The 13,472-nt window shown below is 66.4% G+C and carries 13 protein-coding genes; 8 read left to right on the top strand and 5 right to left on the bottom strand.

What is annotated here, in order from left to right:
* Positions 1-26 precede the first annotated feature (26 nt).
* The 6 genes from ACQ4OD_RS09600 (at position 27) to ACQ4OD_RS09575 (ending at position 6,376) form a co-directional block, all read left to right on the top strand.
* Positions 27-2,498 carry a heavy metal translocating P-type ATPase gene (locus ACQ4OD_RS09600; RefSeq protein WP_232967861.1) on the top strand — a complete coding sequence of 824 codons (2,472 nt, stop codon included), beginning with the start codon at positions 27-29 and terminating at the stop codon, positions 2,496-2,498.
* The gene (gene ccoS, locus ACQ4OD_RS09595; protein ID WP_102684671.1) at positions 2,480-2,692 is read left to right on the top strand and encodes a cbb3-type cytochrome oxidase assembly protein CcoS; all 213 of its coding nucleotides are present in this window, start codon (positions 2,480-2,482) and stop codon (positions 2,690-2,692) included. Before ACQ4OD_RS09600 ends, ccoS begins: the two co-directional genes overlap by 19 nt.
* Positions 2,685-3,368 (top strand): sulfite exporter TauE/SafE family protein, encoded by a 684-nt coding sequence (locus ACQ4OD_RS09590; RefSeq protein ID WP_430944209.1) that lies wholly within the window; start codon positions 2,685-2,687, stop codon positions 3,366-3,368. The genes ccoS and ACQ4OD_RS09590 overlap by 8 nt, the downstream gene beginning before the upstream one ends.
* Positions 3,369-3,469: 101 nt before the next feature.
* Positions 3,470-4,852 carry an oxygen-independent coproporphyrinogen III oxidase gene (gene hemN / locus ACQ4OD_RS09585; protein WP_139672504.1) on the top strand — a complete coding sequence of 461 codons (1,383 nt, stop codon included), beginning with the start codon at positions 3,470-3,472 and terminating at the stop codon, positions 4,850-4,852.
* Between the two features lie 187 nt (positions 4,853-5,039).
* Positions 5,040-5,774 carry a Crp/Fnr family transcriptional regulator FnrA gene (fnrA, locus tag ACQ4OD_RS09580; RefSeq protein WP_023630845.1) on the top strand — a complete coding sequence of 245 codons (735 nt, stop codon included), beginning with the start codon at positions 5,040-5,042 and terminating at the stop codon, positions 5,772-5,774.
* Between the two features lie 53 nt (positions 5,775-5,827).
* Positions 5,828-6,376, top strand: coding sequence for an adenine phosphoribosyltransferase (locus tag ACQ4OD_RS09575; RefSeq protein ID WP_139672510.1), 549 nt, complete (start codon positions 5,828-5,830; stop codon positions 6,374-6,376).
* A gap of 120 nt (positions 6,377-6,496) precedes the next feature.
* On the opposite strand, the gene recR is transcribed toward ACQ4OD_RS09575, so the two are convergent.
* The 3 genes from recR to dnaX form a co-directional block, all read right to left on the bottom strand.
* Positions 6,497-7,099, bottom strand: a complete 603-nt coding sequence (gene recR / locus ACQ4OD_RS09570) for a recombination mediator RecR (RefSeq protein ID WP_139672513.1) — start codon at positions 7,097-7,099, stop codon at positions 6,497-6,499.
* 88 nt (positions 7,100-7,187) lie between these two features.
* Entirely contained in the window at positions 7,188-7,523 is a 336-nt protein-coding gene (locus ACQ4OD_RS09565) for a YbaB/EbfC family nucleoid-associated protein (RefSeq protein ID WP_023632783.1), read from the bottom strand.
* Positions 7,524-7,587: 64 nt separating this feature from the next.
* A complete protein-coding gene (gene dnaX, locus ACQ4OD_RS09560) occupies positions 7,588-9,648 on the bottom strand; it encodes a DNA polymerase III subunit gamma/tau (protein WP_430944208.1) in 2,061 nt (686 codons plus the stop codon).
* A 131-nt stretch (positions 9,649-9,779) separates the two neighbouring features.
* On the opposite strand from dnaX, the gene ACQ4OD_RS09555 reads away from it, so the two are divergent.
* Positions 9,780-10,577 carry a substrate-binding periplasmic protein gene (locus ACQ4OD_RS09555; RefSeq protein ID WP_139672519.1) on the top strand — a complete coding sequence of 266 codons (798 nt, stop codon included), beginning with the start codon at positions 9,780-9,782 and terminating at the stop codon, positions 10,575-10,577.
* On the opposite strand, the gene ACQ4OD_RS09550 is transcribed toward ACQ4OD_RS09555, so the two are convergent.
* Positions 10,538-11,032: a DUF2938 domain-containing protein gene (locus ACQ4OD_RS09550; RefSeq protein ID WP_430944207.1), complete on the bottom strand. Its 495-nt coding sequence runs from the start codon at positions 11,030-11,032 to the stop codon at positions 10,538-10,540. The genes ACQ4OD_RS09555 and ACQ4OD_RS09550 overlap by 40 nt on opposite strands.
* Positions 11,033-11,117: 85 nt before the next feature.
* Here ACQ4OD_RS09550 and ACQ4OD_RS09545 point away from each other — a divergent pair, with 85 nt between their 5' ends.
* Positions 11,118-11,552 (top strand): helix-turn-helix domain-containing protein, encoded by a 435-nt coding sequence (locus tag ACQ4OD_RS09545; protein WP_139672524.1) that lies wholly within the window; start codon positions 11,118-11,120, stop codon positions 11,550-11,552.
* Here ACQ4OD_RS09545 and ACQ4OD_RS09540 read toward each other — a convergent pair.
* Positions 11,506-13,452 (bottom strand): hypothetical protein, encoded by a 1,947-nt coding sequence (locus ACQ4OD_RS09540; RefSeq protein ID WP_430944213.1) that lies wholly within the window; start codon positions 13,450-13,452, stop codon positions 11,506-11,508. The two genes, ACQ4OD_RS09545 and ACQ4OD_RS09540, sit on opposite strands and share 47 nt — an antisense overlap.
* Positions 13,453-13,472: the final 20 nt, after the last annotated feature.

Here is a 13,472-nt window from a genome sequence, read left to right as displayed (position 1 = left end):
ACCCGCTGCAGCAAGAAGAGATGTCGATGAGCCAACCCACCCCCTGCTACCACTGCGCCCTGCCCGTCCCCGCCGGCAGCCGCTTCACCGCCGTGGTGCTTGGCGAGCCCCGGGCATTCTGCTGCCCCGGCTGCCAGGCAGTGGCAGAGTCCATCGTCGCCGGGGGCCTGGAGCACTACTACCAGCACCGCAGCGACACCAGCGCCAACCCCGAGGCCCTGCCCCGCCAACTCCAGGACGAGCTGGCCCTATACGACCGCAGCGACGTGCAGCAGACCTTCGTGCGCCACACAGGCGAACTGGCCGAGGCCACCTTGCTGGTCGAGGGCATCAGCTGCGCCGCCTGTGGTTGGCTGATCGAGAAGCACCTGCGCACCCTGCCCGGCGTCGTCGACGCCCGGCTGAACCTGTCCAACCATCGCCTGCTGGTCAACTGGGACGACCAGCAACTGCCACTGTCGCAGCTGCTGGCCGGGCTACGCCACATCGGCTACGCCGCCCATCCCTACCAGCCCGACCAGGCCGCCGAACAGCTGGCCCGGGAGAACCGCAGCGCCCTGCGCCGCCTGGGCGTGGCCGGGCTGCTGTGGTTCCAGGCGATGATGGCGACCATGGCCACCTGGCCGGAATTCAACATTGACCTGTCGCCCGAGCTGCACACCATCCTGCGCTGGGTCGCGCTGTTCCTCACCACGCCCATCGTGTTCTACAGCTGCGCACCGTTCTTCAAGGGCGCGGCCCGCGACCTGCGTACCCGCCACCTGACCATGGACCTGTCGGTGTCGCTGGCCATCGCCCTGGCCTACTGCGCCGGGATCTGGACCGCGATTACCGGCCACGGCGAACTGTATTTCGACACCGTGGGCATGTTCGCCCTGTTCCTGCTCACCGGCCGCTACCTGGAGCGCCGCGCCCGCGAACGTACCGCGGCGGCCACCGCGCAGCTGGTCAACCTGCTGCCGGCCTCGTGCCTGCGACTGGACGCCAACGGCCAGGGCGAGCGCATCCTGCTCGGCGAACTGCAGTGCGGCGACCACGTGCAGGTATTGCCCGGCGCGGTGATCCCGGCCGACGGGCTGATCGTCGACGGCCGCTCCAGCGTCGACGAATCGCTGCTGACCGGCGAATACCTGCCTCTGGCACGCCACGTCGGCGACCGGGTGACCGGCGGCACCCTCAACGTCGAAAGCACACTCACGGTCGAGGTCCAGGCCCTGGGCCAGGACTCGCGCCTGTCGGCCATCGTCCGCCTGCTGGAGCGCGCCCAGTCGGAAAAACCGCGCCTGGCGGAAATCGCCGACCGCGCCTCACAATGGTTCCTGCTGTTCACGCTGGTTGCCGCCGCCGTGATCGGTGTCCTCTGGTGGCAGCTCGATGCGCCCCGGGCGTTCTGGATCGTCCTGGCCATGCTGGTCGCCACCTGCCCTTGCGCCCTGTCGCTGGCCACCCCCACCGCCCTTACCGCCGCCACCGGCAGCCTGCACAAGCTCGGCCTGCTGGTGACCCGCGGGCATGTGCTCGAGGGCCTCAACCAGATCGACACGGTGATCTTCGACAAGACCGGCACCCTCACCGAAGGCCGCCTGGCCCTGCGCAGCATCCGCCCGCTGGGCCGACTGGACGCAGACCAGTGCCTGGCGCTGGCGGCGGCGCTGGAAAATCGCTCCGAACACCCCATCGCCCGCGCCTTCGGCCGCGCCGCGCAGGCGGCCGAAACCGTCACCGCCGTGCCGGGGCTAGGCCTGGAGGGCATGCTGGCAAGCCAGCGCCTGCGCATCGGACAGGCCACCTTCGTCTGCGCCCTCAGTGGCGCCGAGGTACCCAACGTACCGGAACCACAGGGGCAATGGCTGTTGCTCGGGGACCGGCAAGGGCCACTGGCCTGGTTCGGCCTGGATGACCGCCTGCGCGACGACGCTCACGACCTGGTGACCGCCTGCAAGGCACGCGGCTGGAACACGCTGCTGCTGTCCGGCGACAGTTCGCCGATGGTTGCGCAGGTCGCCGCGCAACTGGGCATCGACCAGGCCGTTGGCGGCCTGCGTCCGGACGACAAGCTCGCTCGCCTGAAAACGCTGCAAGGTGAAGGGCGCAAGGTGCTGATGCTCGGCGACGGCGTCAACGATGTGCCGGTACTGGCCGCCGCCGACATCAGCATCGCCATGGGCAGCGCCACGGACCTGGCCAAGACCTGCGCTGACGCGGTGCTGCTGTCCAACCGCCTGCAGGCGCTGGTGCAGGCCTTCGAACTGGCCCGCCGGACCCGCCGCAACATTATCGAGAACCTGCTTTGGGCGACGCTGTACAATGGCCTCATGCTGCCGTTCGCCGCGCTCGGCTGGATCACCCCGGTGTGGGCGGCGATCGGCATGTCGATCAGCTCGCTGATCGTGGTGCTCAATGCCCTGCGCCTGACCCGGCTGCCCAGCGGGGAGACGCCGCCCGGGCGCGAGCCCGCGTCGCTCGAAAGGAAACCGCTATGCCCGCCCTCTACGTGATGATTCCCGCCGCCCTGCTGCTGGTCGGTGTCGCCGTGTACATCTTCTTCTGGGCGGTGGACAGCGGCCAGTACGACGATCTGGAAGGCCCGGCCCACAGCATCCTGTTCGATGACCAGGACCCCTGCCACCAGGCCGCCGTAAAGCCCAAGGGCGAGAAACCCGAAGACCAGGACCCTGCCCCGCGTGCCTGAACTGATCCCCCTGCTGGGCTCGGCGCTGGTCCTGGGCCTGCTCGGGGGCGGCCATTGCCTGGGCATGTGTGGCGGCCTGATGGGCGCCCTGACCCTGGCCATCCCCCACGAGCAGCGCAGCCGGCGCCTGCGCCTGCTGCTGGCCTACAACCTCGGGCGCATCCTCAGCTATGCCGCCGCCGGCTTGCTGCTCGGCCTGGCAGGCGTGGCCCTGGCCAGCAGCCCGCTGGCGACCGGTTTGCGGGTCGCGGCCGCGTTGCTGCTGATCGCCATGGGCCTGTACCTGGCGGGCTGGTGGAGCGGCCTGACCCGCATCGAAGCACTGGGGCGCGGGCTTTGGCGCCATGTGCAGCCGCTGGCCACGCGCTTGCTGCCGGTTTCCAGCCTGCCCCGCGCCTTGCTGCTGGGCGCCCTGTGGGGCTGGCTGCCGTGCGGGCTGGTGTACAGCACCCTGCTGTGGGCGGCGAGCCAGGGCGATGCACTGCACAGCGCGGCGCTGATGCTGGCGTTCGGCCTGGGCACCTGGCCGGTGCTGCTGGCCACGGGGCTGGCGGCCGAGCGGGTGGGTAGCCTGCTGCGCCATCGCGGAGTGCGCATGGCCGGCGGTGTGCTGGTGATTCTCTTTGGCCTGTGGACCCTGCCCGGTCCTCACCAGCACTGGCTCATGGGGCATTGAGGGGCTGCTGCGACCGCCAGATCTCCTGATACAAATCAACACGACTTCTTACAAGCGCCCCTAGACTCCGGACACTGCAGCTTTATCCGGGGACTACCCACATGCTCGACGACCTACGCTGGGACGCCGACCTGATTCGTCGCTACGATCTGGCCGGGCCACGCTACACCTCCTATCCGACCGCTGTGCAGTTGCATGGCGAAGTGGGCTCGTTCGACCTGCTCCACGCCCTGCGCGAGAGCCGCCGCGCCACCCGCCCGCTGTCGCTGTACGTACATGTGCCGTTCTGCGCCAACATCTGCTACTACTGCGCCTGCAACAAGGTCATCACCAAGGACCGCGGCCGCGCCGCGCCCTACCTGCAACGCCTGGAGCAGGAAATCCAGCTGATCGCCTGCCACCTCGACCCCAAGCAAGTCGTCGAGCAGCTGCATTTCGGCGGCGGCACGCCGACCTTTCTCAGCCATGTGGAACTGCGCCAGCTGATGGCCACCCTGCGCCAGCACTTCCACCTGCTGGACGACGACTCCGGCGACTACGGCATCGAGATCGACCCGCGCGAGGCCGACTGGTCGACCATGGGCCTGTTGCGCGAGCTGGGCTTCAACCGTGTCAGCCTCGGCGTGCAGGATCTGGACCCCGCCGTGCAGCGCGCGGTCAACCGCCTGCAGAGCCTGGAGCAGACCCGCACCCTGATCGAAGCCGCGCGCACCCTGCAGTTCCGCTCGATCAACCTGGACTTGATCTACGGCCTGCCCAAGCAGACACCGGAAGGCTTCGCCCGCACCGTCGAAGAAGTGATCCGCCTGCAGCCCGACCGTCTGTCGGTTTTCAACTACGCGCACCTGCCCGAACGCTTCATGCCCCAGCGGCGCATCGACAGCAGTGACCTGCCGGCCCCGGCGGCCAAGCTGGAGATGCTGCACGCCACCATCGACCAACTGACCGCCGCCGGCTACCGCTACATCGGCATGGACCACTTCGCCCTGCCCGACGACGAACTGGCCATCGCCCAGGAAGAAGGCACCCTGCAACGCAACTTCCAGGGCTACACCACCCATGGCCACTGCGACCTGATCGGCCTGGGCGTGTCGGCGATCAGCCAGATCGGCGACCTCTACTGCCAGAACAGCAGCGACCTCAACACCTACCAGGACTCCCTCTCCACAGCCCAGCTGGCGACCCAGCGCGGCCTGATGTGCAACCAGGACGATCGCTTGCGCCGTGCAGTGATCCAGCAACTGATCTGCCACTTCGAACTGGATTTCGAAGCGATCGAACACGCCTTCACCATCGATTTTCGCGGCTACTTCAAGGAGCAGTGGCCACAACTGCAAGCCATGCAACGCGACGGCCTGATCAGCCTGGACGCCAAGGGTATCCGCATCCTGCCGGCCGGCCGCCTGCTGGCGCGCTCGGTGTGCATGGTGTTCGACGCCTACCTCGCGCAGCAGAACCGCCAGCGTTTCTCGCGGGTGATCTGAGGCGCTTGAGGCGTTTCACCGCATGGACAGCCCGCCTTTCGAGGCACACTATGGACAGTTGAACGGTGACGGGACACACCTTCCGCACCGCTGCTAGCGTGCACCAAAAATGCGCACACTGGCCTACAGCCCATGCCGCAGGTTATCCTTACGGCTTATGTGTGCTTTCCCACAAGGATCGAAAGAAATGTCCGAGCCAGTAAAACTGCGCCCACACAACCAGGCCCACTGCAAGGATTGCAGCCTGGCCCCCCTGTGCCTGCCCCTGTCCCTGAACCTGGAAGACATGGACGCACTGGATGAAATCGTCAAACGCGGCCGCCCGCTGAAGAAAGGCGAGTTCCTGTTCCGCCAGGGTGACAATTTCGGCTCGGTCTACGCGGTACGTTCCGGCGCCCTCAAGACGTTCAGCCTCAGCGACAGCGGTGAAGAGCAGATCACCGGCTTCCACCTGCCCAGCGAGTTGGTCGGCCTGTCCGGCATGGACACCGAGGCCTACCCGGTGTCGGCCCAGGCCCAGGAAACCACCTCGGTGTGCGAGATCCCCTTCGAGCGCCTCGACGAACTCTCGGTACAGCTGCCACAGCTGCGCCGTCAGCTGATGCGGGTGATGAGCCGCGAGATCCGTGACGACCAGCAGATGATGCTGCTGCTGTCGAAAAAGACCGCCGACGAGCGCATCGCCACCTTCCTCGTCAACCTGTCGGCGCGCTTCCGCGCCCGTGGTTACTCGGCCAACCAGTTCCGCCTGAGCATGTCGCGCAACGAGATCGGCAACTACCTGGGTCTGGCGGTGGAAACCGTGTCGCGCGTGTTCACCCGCTTCCAGCAGAACGGCCTGCTCAAGGCCGAGGGCAAGGAAGTGCACATTCTCGACCCGATCCAGTTGTGCGCGCTGGCCGGTGGTGCACTCGAGGTCTGATCGCCGCGCTAAAAGGGTATACTGACGCCGAGCTTTTCCAGGATACCCGCCCCATGCACAGCGACACCTTCGACCTCAAAGCCTTGATCCGCCCGGTATTGGACTTCCCCAAGCCGGGCGTGATCTTCCGCGACATCACCCCGCTGTTCCAGTCGCCGCGCGGGCTGCGCTATGTCGCCGACCAGTTCATCGAGCGCTATGTCGAGGCCGAGTTCAGCCATATAGGCGCCATGGACGCGCGAGGCTTCCTGATTGGCTCGATCATTGCTCACCAGCTGAACAAGCCGCTGATCCTGTTCCGCAAGCAGGGCAAGCTGCCGGCCGACGTGCTGTCCGAGGGCTATCAGACCGAATACGGCGAGGCCTTCCTGGAAGTGCATGCCGACAGTCTCTGCGATGGGGATTCGGTCTTGATCTTCGATGACCTGATTGCCACCGGAGGCACCCTGCTGGCGGCCGCCAACCTGGTGCGCCGCACTGGTGCGCAAGTGTTCGAGGCGGCGGCGATCATCGACCTGCCGGAACTGGAAGGCTCGCGTCGCCTGCAGGCAGCCGGGGTGCCGACCTTCTGCCTGACCGAGTTTTCCCTGAGCGAATACTGAGTTCGCCTTCAAAACGATCGCGGGGCCAGTCGCATCGGCGCACCGCCGCTTCCACGCATGTTGATCTGCGCGGGAGCAGCGGTGCGCCGATGCGACTGGCCCCGCGATGCGATTACAGGTTTACAACGCGATCGGCCTGCGCCCGGCAAATGCATGGGCCAGTGTCCCGCCGTCCACCAGCTCCAGCTCGCCACCCAATGGCACGCCATGGGCAATACGCGTGGCGGTCAGGCCCTTCTCGGCCAGCAGCTGGGCGATGTAGTGTGCCGTCGCCTCCCCTTCCACCGTGGGGTTGGTAGCCAGGATCACCTCGCTGAAGGTGCCCTGCTCTTCGATCCGCGCCATCAACTGCGGAATGCCGATGGCATCCGGCCCCAGCCCGTCCAGCGGCGAGAGGTGCCCCTTGAGCACGAAGTAGCGACCGCGATAGCCGGTCTGCTCCACTGCGTACACATCCACCGGCCCCTCGACAACGCACAGTTGAGTGTCGTCACGGCGTGGGTCGGCGCACTGCGGACATAGTTCCTGCTCGGTCAAAGTCCTGCACTGGCGGCAATGACCGACGCCTTCCATGGCCTGGCTCAGGGCCTGGGCCAGGCGCGTGCCGCCACTGCGGTCGCGCTCGAGCAGCTGCAGGGCCATGCGTTGGGCGGTTTTCTGACCGACGCCGGGCAGGATGCGCAGGGCGTCGATCAGTTGGCGGATCAGGGGGCTAAAGCTCATGTGTGCAGGCCTGCCAATTCAGGAAACAGAATGAACAAGGGAGCAACGACCACCGGGTCGTTGCTCCCCATTTGAAGCCAGAAACCGATCAGAACGGCATTTTGAAACCGGGCGGAAGCTGCATCCCCGCGGTCATGCCACCCATCTTTTCCTGGCTGCTCTGCTCGATCTTGCGCACGGCGTCGTTCAGCGCGGCGGCGATCAGGTCCTCGAGCACTTCCTTGTCGTCAGCGTCGGTCGACATCAGGCTCTGGTCGATGCTGACGCGCTTGACGTCGTGGCGACCGGTCATCACCACACTGACCAGACCGCCACCGGACTGGCCGGTGACTTCCGCATTGGCCAGCTCTTCCTGCATCTTCTGCATCTTTTCCTGCATCTGCTGGGCCTGCTTCATCAGGCCGGCCATGCCACCTTTCATCATGGGGTATACCTCGATTGGGTCATGTGATGCGGCCCGGCACAAGGCCGGCCGCATGGTTATCCGTTCATTGGCCCTGGCTGGCCAGGGCGTCTACAGGCTCAATAGTATCCTGCCTGACCGTCGCGCCGAACTGCCGGATCATCTGCTGGATGAGCGGGTCCTGTTCGATCGACACCACGGCGTCATGCTGGCGCTCGGCGCGCTTGCGCGAGGCGGCCTGGGCCGGGGTTTCCTGCTCGGGGCGGATCAGCTCGATCTTCAGGCGGATCTCGCGGCCCAGTTGCTGGTTCAGTGCGTCGTTCAGCCTGCGCTGCTGCGTCGAGTTGAACAGCGCGCCCTGCCCCGGGTCCAGGTGCAACAGCCAGTCATCACCCTCGGCGGCGATCAGCGTACAGTTTGCGGCGATGTTGCCTGTCATACCGGAGACAGGCAACTGTGGGAATAATTCCAGCCATTGCAGGGCCAGGCCGGTCGCGGGCATGGCCGCCGGCAGTGGCTCCGGCGCCTGGGCAGGCGCCTCTTCCTGCACGTGCTCGGCCAGCTCGTCCAGGTAGCTGAAGCCGACCGGGTCGCTGTCGGGCGCGTAGTAGTCCTCGTCCGCCGGGGGCTCGTCGTCGCGCTCCATGCCCGCCGGGCTGTAGGCCGACGGATCGAACGGCGGCTCGTCATCGTCCGGCTGCTGGCGGGCGGCCTCGACCGCAGGTGCCGGCTCGGGCAACTGCTCGGGCGCAACCGGCGCCGGAGTGGCGATTGGCTCCTCCCACGGCAGGTCGACGACCTCCTCGACGGGCTGCGGCTCTGGCTCCGATGGCGCTTGCGGCGCCTCGACAACCTCGGCAACGGCCGGCACGTCCACAACTGGGGGCTCGGCCTGTATGGATGGCTCAGCCACAGGCAGCGGCGCGACCACTTCAGCCACAGGGCTGGCGACAACGGGCGGCGCCACGGCCATAGCCGCTGCCGCCACCGGTTGGGTCGGATCAGCTGTGGCCTGGCTGATCCCCGTCGGCTTTAGTACCGGCCTCGGTGCGTCGTCGGTATCGGCCGGGCGGAATGCCAGCATGCGCAGCAGGACCATCTCGAAACCGCCGCGCGGGTCCGGCGCCAATGGCAGGTCACGGCGGCCGATCAACCCCATCTGGTAGTAGAACTGCACGTCTTCGGCCGGCAGGGCCTGGGCCAACGCCAGCACGCGGTCACGGTCGCCCTGGCCGTTGTCCACCGCCTCCGGCAGGGCCTGGGCGATGGCGACGCGGTGCAGCACATTGAGCATTTCCGACAGCACGCCGTTCCAGTCCGGGCCTTGTTCGGCCAGGTCACGCACCGCGGCCAGCAGCGCACGGGCGTCGCCCTCGAGCAGGGCCTGGAGCACCCCATACACCTGGCCGTGATCGAGCGTGCCGAGCATCGCCCGCACGTCGGCGGCCAGCACCCGCCCCTCGCCAAAGGCGATGGCCTGGTCGGTCAGGCTCATGGCGTCGCGCATGGAGCCGTCGGCGGCGCGGCCGAGCAACCACAGGGCATCCTCCTCGAACGGCACATTCTCGGCGCCCAGCACGTGGGTCAAGTGCTCGACCACGCGCTCCGGGCTCATGTTCTTCAGCGAGAACTGCAGGCAGCGCGACAGGATGGTCGCCGGCAGTTTCTGCGGGTCGGTGGTGGCGAGGATGAACTTGACGTAGGGCGGCGGCTCTTCCAGCGTCTTCAGCAGGGCGTTGAACGAGTGGGTGGAGAGCATGTGCACTTCGTCGATCAGGTAGACCTTGAAGCGCCCGCGGCTCGGCGCGTACTGCACGTTGTCGAGCAGCTCGCGGGTGTCCTCGACCTTGGTGCGGCTGGCGGCGTCGATCTCGATCAGGTCGACGAAACGGCCCTCGTCGATCTCCCGGCATACCGAGCAGGTACCGCACGGCGTCGAGGTGATGCCGGTCTCGCAGTTCAGGCACTTGGCGATGATCCGCGCAATGGTGGTCTTGCCCACGCCACGGGTCCCGGTGAACAGGTAGGCATGGTGCAGGCGCTGGTTGTCCAGGGCGTTGATCAAAGCCTTGAGCACATGGGTCTGGCCGACCATTTCGCGGAACGAGCGCGGACGCCATTTACGTGCAAGAACCTGATAACTCATCAAAAAACCATCGTGACCGGAGCGGGCGGAAAGAGCGCTAATGCTAGCGGAGCGGGGCCGAAATTGCACCCTGCCGATCTCGTCTAAGCTCAGTGACGGGCACACGGACGACGGATCAGGGAGGATGAGGCGTGCGGCGAGTCCTGGCCATCCTGTTGTTGTGGGCCACCCACGGCCTGGCGCAACCGCCGGTGCTGCGCTTCTCCATCGCCGAAAGCTGGAGCATGCCGCTGATGCGCATCGAGGACCAGCAGCCAGCGGAAGGCATCCTGTTGGAGCTGATGCAGGCCATCGCCCGGGAGGTCGATGCCCGCCCCCAGTACCATGTGCTGGCGCGCCTGCGCCTGCAGGAGGCGATGCAGGCCGGCGAAATCGACGTACGCTGCTACGTTTCCACCCAATGGTTGACCGATCGGCCCGGCGACTATCTCTGGAGCATCCCTCTCATAGAGCAACGCGACCTGCTGGTCGGCCGCCCCGGCGACAGCGGCCCCGTCAGCCCGGACGCACTGCCACCCCAGGCCATCGGCACCGTGCTCGGCTACACCTACCCCACGCTCGAGCCGCTGTTCAACAAGGCCCGCCTGCAGCGCGAAGATAGCCGCAACCAGTTGCTGGTCCTGCAGAAACTCCAGGTCGGGCGCTTGCGCCATGCCGTGAGCAACCAGTTGTCGCTGCAGTGGTACAACCGCTCCCTGCCCCCGGCTCAACACCTGCAGGCCCTGGCCGTGCTTGAAGAGCAGGCGCTGGGCTGCATGGTGCGCAACGACCCCGCACTGCCGACCCAGGCGGTGCTCAGGGCGCTGGTGCGGATCAAGCAGTCCGGGGAAATGCAGCGGATCGTCGAGCGTTATAGCGAGCCCCATCCGTTCGCAGGTGACGACAGCCCTCAAGTACCCGCAGCCGCGACACCCAGTGCCGCCAGGTAGAGGCCCAAACCGAACACGCAGTGCGTCGCCAGGCTGCGCAGGCAGCTCTTCAAGGGCGCGGGTGTGTTCGTCGCGAAATACCCTGCCCCCAATGCAGGCTGCACCACGCACAATGGCACGAGCACCGAGACCACCCCGAACAGCAAGGCTGGCCACAGTGTCGGCGCCCGCAACCAGCCCTCCCCTGCAATAGCCGCCAGCAGCGCCGCGAATACCAACCCTGTGGCGTAGTGGAGCAGCCAGCCCCACGCCAGCTCCCTCCTGACCGGCGCAGCCTTGCCGATCGCCGCATGCCGCCAGCGCCCTTCGAGCAGGTGCCCCGCCCAGCGCCCGACCATGGCGTAGTTCAGGGTGGTGACGCCCAGATGCCTGAGCAACAGGGTCCACAGGTCCATGACCAGGGTGGCGCCGATGCCGATGAACAGGATGGAAAGCACAAGCGAGGAGATGGTCATGACGAGAGCCCTTGGCAGATTGACGGAAAGGTCGATGCCAAGCAGCATGCAAGTTGAAGTCAACTTCAAGTCAAGAGGGGTTGCAATGGACATTGCCGATGTCGCCAGGCGCACCGGAGTGCCGGCGTCGACATTGCGTTACTACGCGAACAAGGGGTTGCTCAGATCACTGGCCAGCCATGGGCAACGCCGCCAGTTCCCGCCAGACACCCCCGAGCGCCTGGCGCTGATCGCGCTGGGACAGGCGGCTGGCTTTTCGCTGGACGAAGTAGCCGCCATGCTTGACGAGCAACGGGTCGACCGCGAGTTGCTGCTGGCCAAGGCCGACGAGATCGACCGCCGGATCAAACGGCTGCAGGCGATGAGCAAGGGGTTGCGCCATGCGGCGCAGTGCCCTGAGGAGAACCATCTGCAATGCCCGACCTTCCAGCGGCTGTTGCAGGTGTCGGCCAGCCAGGGCAGGCGTGGAGGCCTCAGTAGCCGTGCAACTCGCGGAACGGCTGGCCCTTGTGGTAGTTGATCCACTCCTCCACGTCATACGGCAGGTACAGCTGCCGACGCGCCCGCGACAGGGCGATATACACGGCGCAGATCCGGGCATCGAAGGCGTAGGCGTCCTTGAAGCGGTCGGTGGTCATCAGTTCCGGTGTCAGCAGCACCTGATCGAACTCCAGGCCACCGGCCTCCTCGGCCATCAACACCGTCAGGCTGTCGGGCCGTGCAGCGATGCGTGCGTCCAGCAGCGTCAGGTCTGCAAGCTTGAAACCCGCCTCAAGGCGCGCCTCGACCCAGAGGAACGCGGCATCGAAACGCTCGGACTCGCGCACCTGCTGCCAATCGAGCAGGTGCGCGAAGTACGGATGCGGCCCTTCGGCGTCCTGCCCGGGCGCATAGAACGCAGCCCTGAACAGGCCGATTGCCGTGGCCATGAAGCGGCGCATTTGAGGCCAATCGGGGAAGTTCAACAAGCAATTGGACTCGGCCATTTCCATGGCCCAGCGCATCGTGTCCCAGCACGAGGCGGTCAGCACCACGCAGCCCTCGGGAGGGATGAACCCTTCGGGGAAGTGCTCGATGCCGACATCGACATGGCGCGCAGCCTCGAAGGCAACCTTGGACTTCTTCGAATGCACGCCGATCAACGGGTTGATCAGGCGCTCCACCTTGGGCCCGCTACGCACGGCAAAGGCCATGTCCTTCTGGCGCACCTGACGCTCGCGCCTGACCACCTCGCCGGAGGCCTTCTGATATTCATCGCCCAGGGTGATCAGCACCTGGCGGCCCCGTTCGATGACTTGCAGCAGCGAGGCCGGAACGTCCTGGCTCTCGTCGATGATCACGTGGCTGAAGCGCCCTGGCACGCTGCAGCCAGTCAGGCTCGCTCGCTTGAGCAGCAGCAACGCCTCGAACCCGGTCTGCGCGCCCCAGGCCGGTTGCGCCTCCAGGTAGCGCCATAGCCGGCTGGCGTACTCGAGCAGGACCTGGGTATCGACGCCGGAGAGTGCTTGGCGAAAATACGGCAGATGACGATTCGACAGGCTGTAATCCCGCGAATCGCAGTAGTTGCGCAGCACTTCCAGGCAGATGTCCAAGGCATGCTCGGCGTCGTACTGGCGCAATCCGACGATCCCCAGTTCCTCGGCCAGCCTGCGCTTGCCGGGACCGCGCTGCGCCGTCCGGGCGGAAACTGACCGGGTATCCTTGAGCAGGGCCCGGGCGAACTGGCCGAAGGTCATGCCGACCTTGGCCTGCTCATCCAGCCCCATGCGCCGACGCAAGGCGCCGAGCTTGGCCGGCGTGCGCGCCAGGGCCAGCACCCGACCACGGGGCAGGCAGTCCATGAGCGCGCCGAGCAGGTAGCTCTTGCCGATCCCGGCATAGCCCTGCACGTGGATGTCTTCGTCGAGGTTGGCCTGGATAACCTTGAGCAGCTTGTCCTGCTCGACGGTCAGCCAGCGTTCGGTATCGAAGCCGGTGGTCACCCGCTGGCTGAACGGGTTGTCGCTGTGATGCAGGCGAATGCGGTAGTCGAAATCCCACTTGCCATCGGCCAGCAGGTATTCCCGCGCCTGGACCTGCTCCGCGTCGAGCAGACGCAGCTTCGAACCCTTGATCACCTCAAGGCCGAAATAGAGCTTGCGCGCATCGAACAGCCTACGGGCCTCAGACAACAACCCCACGCCAGGCGAGTGCGCGCCATCTACCGCCCACGCCAACAGCTTGCCCAGCACCTTTTCCGCCGCCCGCGCATCGACCTGCCCCTGTGCATGGGCCAGGTTCTGGATCACCAGCACTGCCGCCAACTCCGGCTCGCCCAGGGTGTCGAGCGCCAGCGCGCCGTCGGCCAGCAAGGCCTGGCACACCTCTGCGGTAACCGGCAGGTACACCGGATGGGAAAAGTCGAAGTGCTCGGGCTGCATGTCGGTACGGGTCCGGGGAT

This window comes from Pseudomonas sp. WC1 (assembly GCF_050586565.1).
Lineage (GTDB): Bacteria > Pseudomonadota > Gammaproteobacteria > Pseudomonadales > Pseudomonadaceae > Aquipseudomonas.
Note: the sequence above shows the minus strand (reverse complement) of the source record. Positions and strands in the feature narration are given on the sequence as shown.

Coding starts and splice junctions, on each gene's coding strand:
- ACQ4OD_RS09540 (WP_430944213.1), bottom strand. CDS start 13,452: ATGCAGCCCGAGCACTTCGACTTTTCCCATCCGGTGTACCTGCCGGTT.
- hemN (WP_139672504.1), top strand. CDS start 3,470: ATGCTCGACGACCTACGCTGGGACGCCGACCTGATTCGTCGCTACGAT.
- recR (WP_139672513.1), bottom strand. CDS start 7,099: ATGAGCTTTAGCCCCCTGATCCGCCAACTGATCGACGCCCTGCGCATC.
- ACQ4OD_RS09575 (WP_139672510.1), top strand. CDS start 5,828: ATGCACAGCGACACCTTCGACCTCAAAGCCTTGATCCGCCCGGTATTG.
- ACQ4OD_RS09545 (WP_139672524.1), top strand. CDS start 11,118: ATGGACATTGCCGATGTCGCCAGGCGCACCGGAGTGCCGGCGTCGACA.
- ACQ4OD_RS09600 (WP_232967861.1), top strand. CDS start 27: ATGAGCCAACCCACCCCCTGCTACCACTGCGCCCTGCCCGTCCCCGCC.
- dnaX (WP_430944208.1), bottom strand. CDS start 9,648: ATGAGTTATCAGGTTCTTGCACGTAAATGGCGTCCGCGCTCGTTCCGC.
- ACQ4OD_RS09550 (WP_430944207.1), bottom strand. CDS start 11,032: ATGACCATCTCCTCGCTTGTGCTTTCCATCCTGTTCATCGGCATCGGC.
- ccoS (WP_102684671.1), top strand. CDS start 2,480: ATGCCCGCCCTCTACGTGATGATTCCCGCCGCCCTGCTGCTGGTCGGT.
- fnrA (WP_023630845.1), top strand. CDS start 5,040: ATGTCCGAGCCAGTAAAACTGCGCCCACACAACCAGGCCCACTGCAAG.
- ACQ4OD_RS09565 (WP_023632783.1), bottom strand. CDS start 7,523: ATGATGAAAGGTGGCATGGCCGGCCTGATGAAGCAGGCCCAGCAGATG.